5 protein-coding genes are annotated in these 7,503 nt (G+C 59.3%); all 5 read right to left on the minus strand.

The annotated features are described in order from the left end of the window. Nucleotides 1–84: 84 nt before the first annotated feature. The 5 genes from ACP7E0_RS25300 to ACP7E0_RS25320 all read right to left on the minus strand — a co-directional run bounded on the left by ACP7E0_RS25300 (nucleotide 85) and on the right by ACP7E0_RS25320 (nucleotide 7,058). Nucleotides 85–1,812: a M14 family metallopeptidase gene (locus ACP7E0_RS25300; RefSeq protein ID WP_426128893.1), complete on the minus strand. Its 1,728-nt coding sequence runs from the start codon at nucleotides 1,810–1,812 to the stop codon at nucleotides 85–87. A 4-nt stretch (nucleotides 1,813–1,816) separates the two neighbouring features. Next, nucleotides 1,817–2,665 carry an ABC transporter permease gene (locus ACP7E0_RS25305; protein ID WP_426128895.1) on the minus strand — a complete coding sequence of 283 codons (849 nt, stop codon included), beginning with the start codon at nucleotides 2,663–2,665 and terminating at the stop codon, nucleotides 1,817–1,819. 6 nt (nucleotides 2,666–2,671) lie between these two features. Further along, nucleotides 2,672–3,595, minus strand: a complete 924-nt coding sequence (locus tag ACP7E0_RS25310) for an ABC transporter permease (RefSeq protein ID WP_426128897.1) — start codon at nucleotides 3,593–3,595, stop codon at nucleotides 2,672–2,674. A 67-nt stretch (nucleotides 3,596–3,662) separates the two neighbouring features. Next, the gene (locus ACP7E0_RS25315; protein ID WP_426128899.1) at nucleotides 3,663–5,198 is read right to left on the minus strand and encodes an ABC transporter substrate-binding protein; all 1,536 of its coding nucleotides are present in this window, start codon (nucleotides 5,196–5,198) and stop codon (nucleotides 3,663–3,665) included. A 39-nt stretch (nucleotides 5,199–5,237) separates the two neighbouring features. Then, a complete protein-coding gene (locus ACP7E0_RS25320; protein ID WP_426128914.1) occupies nucleotides 5,238–7,058 on the minus strand; it encodes an ABC transporter ATP-binding protein in 1,821 nt (606 codons plus the stop codon). Nucleotides 7,059–7,503: the final 445 nt, after the last annotated feature.

Consider the following 7,503-nt stretch of genomic DNA (forward strand, 5'->3'; position numbering starts at 1 on the left):
GGTCAAGGTGACGAAACAATGCGACATCGCCCTCTCATGGTCGGCTATCCCAGATGACCGACCAAGTTTAACCGTTAGACGCGACTAGCTGACCAGCACGATATCCTGCCAGGCCGCATAGGCGGAGAGTACCAGTTCCATCTGAGCCGTGTGGCCCGCGATAAAGTCTTCGCCGTAGATGGTTTCGTCCGGATATTCGGTGATCAGGGTCATCGGCACGGTATGACGATCATCGACCGACGTCATGCAGGGGAAGCCATTGATGATACGGAAACCGGTTTCACCTGCATGGATCTCGTAGAGTGCGATCTGCCTGTCATTATACTCCAGAAGACCGGGTATCTCGCCGAGATGCCGCGTCACCCGGTCAAGCAACGTTTCCGCCTGGCTTTCCCAACCAGCATGATGGCGCATGATGAGAAAATAGCCTTTAGGCAGGGTCCACGCGGCAAAACCACGCGGCAGATAACCCGATAGCGGCCGCGTCCATTCATGCGCAGGGTAGCCATGCAGGTTCACGTGCAACTGTGCACCGCTCAACTCTTGCGCCGTGAAGCGGATTACCTTTTCGTTGACGTACCCGCCCGCATTTTCGTGTGTGCGGTATTCGAGATCGTCACCCAGCGCGGTATAACGGGCGGCGTGATGCATGTGGCGCGGATTGTCGCGGCGTAGCCGCTGATGCACCGCGTAACCATCCGGATTTTCAAGCGGCGAAACGGTGAAATGCGCGCCATGGCGCCCGGTAAGCTTGACTGCGGCACGCAAGGCCCCGACGATCCCGGTGGTTTCGTTCGGATGCTGCCCGCCGCTGATCATCACCGGAGCGTCGCTGCCGGCGATATAGCACGCCGAAACCGTGCGGCCCGACCGGGTATGGGCGGTAAAACCCTCCCCGCCGATCGCCGCCAGCTGTGCCGTCACCTGGGCTGCAGCCAGCGGTTCGCGAGCCATATCGATCGCCTGCGCGGCTCCGTCCAGGAAAGCGGTCGACAAGGCGCGGGTGGTTATGCTGAGCGTGATGGCGCCTTCGGCCTTCACGACTTCCGGTACGATCATTCCGGGCCGGAGGCTACGATCCCCAAGCGGACGGCCAGACTTCTTCTGGAAGAATTCGAGAAGCGAGAAATACAAGTCCTCGTGAAGCGCTTCACGCAGGCTGACAACCTCATCACCAATTGCAACCGGCTCGTCGTCGGCCGGATGGCCGATCGCGATGTTCAGTTCTTCAAAATAGGGCTCAACCTGGCCCCAGTCGTGGTCGGCGATCGCGGAGATGGCAGCCTCGAACACGGCCTCATAGTCCGTTTCCAGCCGTTCCCCAGTCGCTTCACCGGCGCGGCGCAACCAGCCGGTCGGCGAGAGACTGGTCTGCCCGGTGCGGTCCTGGTGAACCCTGTTCGGCGCGAGAACGGTAAAGGATTGCTCGGCGCCGGCGCCCGTCAGCACCACCTCATAGGAGAACCCGTTGTCGGTGCGTGGGACAAAAGTGATCTTTGCCTCGCCTACCAGCGCTGCCAGCGGATAGGTCTCAAGCCGGAAACGGTTCTCGGATGCTGCGACGTGGACCGGATAGCGAATCTCGATGGCCTCGACGCCTTTAATGTCTACCTCTTCGAGAAAGAAGGAGAGCAACGGTTTGTATGCGCAGCGGATGCGGGCCGTGATGCCCTTGTCGGCCAGCTTGCGTTCCGCCGCCGCGCGGCTCTCGCGGTCGTCGAAGGTCCACGCCTCGAAATGCTCGCCCGCGACGGCACCCGCCGACAACCGATCGAGTGTACGCTCGAAGGTTTTCTGGAGTATCACGTTCATCGGATTACCTCGAAGTTCTGCCAGTTGGGTCAAGACTGTCGCGCAGCCAGTCGCCGAGAAGGTTGAGGCCAAGCACCGTCAGGAGGATCGCCAGGCCCGGGAAGACGCTGACCCACCAGGCGGTCTGGAGATAGGTGCGGCCATCGGCCAGCATGCCACCCCAGCTCGGAATAGTGGGATCGACGCCGAGCCCGAGGAAGGTCAAGCTGCTTTCCAAAAGGATGTTGTTGGCGACGTTAAGGGTCATGAGAACAATGACCGGTCCGATCAGGTTCGGCAGCAGATGCTGAGAGATGATGCGCCAGTCCTTCACGCCGATGGCCCGGGCGGAAAGAATGAATTCCCGCTCGCGCAGCGTCAGGACCGAGCCGCGCACCACCCGGGCATATTGCACCCATTGCGAGACGATCAACAGGATGATGGTATTGGTCAGGCTGCCGCCAACGATGGCGATGAAGGTGATAGCAAGCAGAATGAACGGCATGGCGAGCTGCAGGTCGGCAAAGCGCATCACCAGCATATCCCAGAAGCCGCGGTAATAACCTGCGATCAGGCCCATCAGCACACCGAAGATTACCGCGCCGATCACCGACGTAAAGCCGACCAGCAGTGAAATCTTGCCGCCGGCAATCACCCGCGCCAGCACATCCCGGCCAAGCGGGTCCGTGCCCAAGGGGTAAGCCAAGGTGGTAAACGGCTTGGTGAGACGGGCGATCAGGTTGATCTTTTCGGCGCCGCCTGGAAACAGCACGTCGGACAACAGCACTGCAAGGCATATGATGAGCGTCAACGCGGCGCCGAGGATGAATTCAAGGCTGTAGAACCGCGACAGGCGGGAGGTATTGGTGGCCATTGGCGGTTACTCCGTACGAATGCGCGGATCAACGAGCCCGTAGGCAATGTCGACCAGGAGATTGACGCCGACGATCATCAGCGACAGGACGGTGATAACGGCTTGCAAGACGGGGTAGTCGCGGGCCGAGACCGCGTCGAAGGCAAGTGTTCCCATGCCCGGCCAGTTGAAGACACGCTCCACGACAACGATGCCGCCAAGAAGTCCGCCAAACTGCAGGCCGAAATAGGTGATGAGCGGAATGGCACAGTTGCGCAGCGCATGCTTGTAGAGCACCGTCGTTTCGCTCAGCCCCTTTGCGCGCGCCACCATGATATATTGCGACTGCAGGGTTTCCAGCATGGAGGTTCGCACCAGCCGGACATTGGTTGCCGTCAGGATAATGCCCATGGTCACCGCCGGCATGACATAACTCGTCCATCCGGACATGCCGCTTGGCGGCAGCCAGCCGAGCGTCACTGCAAACAAAAGGACCAGCATGGTGGCGAGCCAGAAGTTCGGGAAGGAAAGACCGATCAGCGAGAGGATACGGATCGCCTGATCGGCGCCTTTTCCTCTTGCCGTCGCAGCCTTGATGCCGAGCGGTATGGACAGCGCGATCGACACGAACATGGAGATGAACGCGAGCAAAAGCGTAGCCGGCAGCGCATTGCCGATCAGCATCGAAACAGAGGTTCCCCCGGTAAAGCTGCGCCCGAAATCAAGCGTCACCATTCCCTTGAGGAAATTGAGATATTGCATGATGAACGGCTGGTCGGTGCCCAGCGACGCACGGATGCGCATCAGGTCCTCTTCCGTCATGCTGCCACCACCCTGGAACATCATCAAAGCAGGATCGCCGGTCAGGCGGATGGCAAAAGAGACCACTAGCGTGAGGGCAAAGACGACGAAGATCGCCTGCAGCAATCGTTTGATAAGGAAACCGGCCACGTTCGTTATCCTTGAAGGTAAGAGAAAACGTGCCGCCCGCTAGCCGGGCGGCACAAAGCTCTTCAGATTACTCGATGGTGACGTCGGTCAGCTTCAGGCGGTTGTCCGAAGGAGCAACGAAGCCCTTCACCCGCTTGCTGATGCCGTAGATGGCGTTGCTGTTGTAGAGCGGCAGTTCCAGCGCCCGATCGGCGGCATAGCGGCCGACGTCCTTGAGGATCTTGTCCCGCTCCGCAGGGTCCGTCAGCGGGCGCTGCGATTCCAGCAGCTTGTCCAGCGTCTCGTCCCTGTCGTAGGGGTTCCACTTTTCACCGGAGTGATACATGGCATAGGCTGTGTTGTCGTAGTCGAACGTCCAGCCGCCCCATTTCTGCTGGAACATCGCGCCGGTCTTGCCCTGCGGAATGATGTCGTTGATCAAAACATTGGTCTCGTAAGGCTTGATGGTGGCAGTAATGCCGACCATCTGCAGATAACTTGCGACGACCTGGGCAACCTCGTTCATCGTCGAGTCATTGCCTCGGATATCGATCTGCAGGGTTGCGCCCGGCTTGATGCCAGCTTCGGCGAGAAGCGCCTTGGCACCTTCCGGATCATAGGCAACAGCCTTCAGGTCCGCATCGTAGCCGAAAGACAGCGCGCTCTGAAAGCTGACGATCTCGGAAGCCTGGCCAGCAAGGATCGACTGGACGATCGTTGCACGATCGACGGCCATGATGATCGCCTTGCGCACCTTGGGATCAGCAGTGATGCCGTCACGCGTGTTGAAGCGCAGCGCATCGACCGTCGGTCCCGGAACGCTGACGATAGCAAGGTTCGCATCGCCTTCGATCACCGGAATCATACCGATCGGAATGGTCGGCGGGATGACCAGATCGACACGGCCGGCCTGAAGCTCGGCAACAGCTGTCGCGGGCTCGGTGATGAAACGGTATTCCACTTCGGAGAGCTTCGGCGCCCCGCCCCAGTAATCCGGGTTGGCTGCAAGCTTGATATCGACCTTGGGTGCATAGGACACGAACTTGAACGCGCCTGTGCCGACAGGATTAAGGTTGAAATTATCCTCGCCCTTTTCCTGAATGTACTTCGGCGGAACGATCATTGCGCCATAACCGGCAAGCTTGGTCAGCAGCACCGGGTCGGGCGATTTCAGCTTCAAGTCGACGGTATAGTCGTCGATCACTTCAACACTTTCGATGGTGGTATAGTTGGAACGCTGCGGTCCCTTGGCACCTTCTTCCCCGAGCAGGCGTTCGAAGGTAAACTTCACCGCCTGGGCATTGAAGGCTTCGCCGTCATGGAACTTGACGTTCTGGCGCAGCTTGAAGCGGATACGCTTACCCTCGTCCAGCTCTTCCCAGGATTCAGCAAGGCCCGGCACGAGCTTGAGATCGGGGCCACGATAGGTCAGGCCGTCGAAGATATTGGTCGCGACGGCTGCCCACTGCACCAGGAAAGTGTCGATCGGATCCCAGCTGCCCGGGTCCTGCGGGCTGGAAATCGTCATTTTTCCGGCGGCTAGAGCCGGTCCGGCATAAAAAGCTGCACCCGACAAGGCAAGCGCCATGAAGGTTGCTGTCAGTCCCCGTTTGATTGTTTGCATGTCGCTGTTCCTCTCCAGTTGCTTGCATTTTGGCAGGTATCAGGCCACTCTTGCGACGAAGTGGCCGGGATCGATTTCCTCGTGACCGAGAATGGCCGGTTCATCGCCGACGCGGTGAACCGGATTGGGTATGTCGCCGGTGATGAGGGTGCTTTTACGCTCCCTGTTCGGATCCGCGACGGGAACGGCCGAGAGAAGGCGGCGGGTATAATCGTGCCGCGGCGTCTCGAACACCTGCTGGCGGCTGCCCATCTCCATGATCTGGCCCAGATAAAGCACTGCAACCCGATGGCTGATTTCCTCGACCACCGCCATATCGTGACTGATGAAGAGATAAGCCAGACCGCGCTCGGCCTGCAGATCCATAAACAGGTTGATGATCTGCGCCTGGATCGACACGTCGAGCGCCGACAGCGCCTCGTCGGCAATGATCAGCTTTGGCTCGGAGGCGAGCGCGCGCGCGATGCAGACGCGCTGGCGCTGCCCGCCGGAAAATTCGTGCGGATAACGATCCGCATGGGCCGATGTCAGCCCAACGCGTTCTAGCAGTTCCTCGACACGCCGGCGCACGGCTTTCGTGCCCCGGATCAGGCCATGTGTATTGATCGGCTCGGCAATCGAGAAACCAACGGTCTTGCGTGGATCGAGCGAGGCGAAGGGATCCTGGAAGATGTATTGGACGTCCTGGCGCAGGCGGAAACGCTCGGCCGCCGACATCGCAGAGAAGCGCTTGCCGTTGAACGCGATATCGCCGGTCATCGCCGTCTGCAACTGCTGGATCGTGCGGCCGATGGTCGACTTTCCGGAACCGGATTCGCCGACGAGCGCCAGCGTCTCGCCGGGATAGATATCGAAGCCAACCTTCGAAACAGCACTAAGGCGATGGGTTGCCTTGCCGAAGAGGGACTTGCGGATATCGAAGCTGACGGAAAGGTCCTTGACCGAAAGCAGCGGCTTTTCGTCATAACGGGCAGTATCCTGCACGCGCTCTTCGCCGACAACCACCGGCGCGCCATCGCGTAGCACGGTAACCGGCATGCGTTTGGGGAAGGCCTCCCCGGTCATGCTGCCCAGGCGCGGTACAGCCGCCAGGAGCGTGCGGGTATAGGGGTGCTGTGGATTGGCGAAAATATCGCGAACCGGACCTTCCTCGACCTTCTTGCCCTTCCACATGACGACGACATCATCTGCCATCTCCGCAACAACACCCATGTCATGCGTGATGAAAATCATACCCATGCCGAGTTCCTGCTGCAGATCCCGCATGATGTGGAGGATCTGCGCCTGGATTGTGACGTCGAGCGCGGTCGTTGGCTCGTCAGCGATCAGCAGTTTTGGCCGACAGGCCAGCGCCATCGCGATCATCACGCGCTGGCGCATGCCGCCTGAAAGCTGATGCGGGTAACGCTTCAAAAGCTGTTCGGAATCAGGCAGGCGAACCATATCCAGAAGCCGCCGCGCCTCTGCCATCGCTGTGGTTTTCGTCATGGCTTCGTGCAACAGCAGGACTTCGCAGATCTGCTCGCCGATTGTGAAGACCGGGTTCAGCGAGGTCATCGGCTCCTGGAAGATCATGGCGATCTCCTTGCCGCGAATGCGCCGCATCGCCTTCTGGGACGTTTGGAGCAGGTCCTTGTCTCCAAACAGGATGCGACCTGAGGAGAACGTCGCCCCCATCATGTCTGCAAGCCGCATGACTGCCAGCGACGTAACGGACTTTCCCGAACCGGATTCGCCGACGACCGCCACGGTCTTGCCGGGCGCGAGGGAGAAAGAAAGATCTTCCACCACACGATTCACGCCAAAATTGACCGTAAGGTCTTCGACCGAAATCAGCATTTTGCGATCAGGCATCGGCATCGTCATGTCAGGGCCTCCGGCCGCTCTTGCGCCATAGGGGTGAATGAAGCGGCAGGCTGCCGTGGTGAAACGCGCATGATGACAGCACCCGCAAGCTGTACAGAACCAGCTCCCGACACACCCCCAAGACGTGCGGTGAACGCTACTGAATGTGAACAATCATGTCCAGAGTGTTGAGCAATAAAACGAGATTGCCCTACAATTGTATCAACGGTGTTGATTGATCAAGATTGCGCAAAGTGTGTTGATTGTGGAATGGCCCATTATCCGCTGTTCTGAGGGATGAGAAGCCAGGGCATGACGGTTTCGATTTTGGACATCGACGCGGCGTTGGTGCACCGCTCAGCGACGGGTCATCATTCGGTCTTTGATGCGTTACTTATTTCGTTGCTGCCGTCGGTGCCTCGCAACGAATGGATTTCGAGCGTCCGCAGGCGAGCATTCG

Source organism: Pararhizobium sp. PWRC1-1 (genome assembly GCF_049897905.1).
In the GTDB taxonomy this organism is placed as follows: Bacteria; Pseudomonadota; Alphaproteobacteria; order Rhizobiales; family Rhizobiaceae; genus Pararhizobium.